Here is a 341-nt window from a genome sequence, read left to right as displayed (position 1 = left end):
AAAAACTAATACTGGTGGTGAAAGCTTTGAAAAATAGAGGTAAAAAATGCCCTATATGCGGTAACGATAATAACTGTTGCTGCTCCCTCGATAAAAAACTAGGAATTTGCTGGTGCAGCCAGGAATCATTTCCGAAAGGGATATTTCATAAAGTGCCTCGTGAGCATTTATATCAAACATGCATTTGCAAAGATTGCTTAGATAAATTCAAACAGAGCAACTCTTGGTTTACATAATTTAATTACAGGTAATTAAATTACATTCCCTTCTATCCAATCCTCCCGACTTTGACACTTAGAATGAAAAAAAGAGACCAAAAACATTTTGTTAATCTTGTTTTT

The 341-nt window shown here is 33.7% G+C and carries 1 protein-coding gene; it reads left to right on the top strand.

Features of this window, described 5'->3' with window-relative positions:
• Window positions 1–236, top strand: a 236-nt coding sequence (locus FS666_RS19515; RefSeq protein ID WP_244943984.1) for a cysteine-rich CWC family protein, incomplete at its 5' end; no start/stop codon positions are given.
• Window positions 237–341: the final 105 nt, after the last annotated feature.

The organism is Siminovitchia fortis (assembly GCF_007681465.1).
GTDB lineage: Bacteria > Bacillota > Bacilli > Bacillales > Bacillaceae_C > Siminovitchia > Siminovitchia fortis.
The sequence above is the reverse complement of the archived record's forward strand: the minus strand, read 5'-3'. Positions and strand labels throughout refer to the sequence as shown.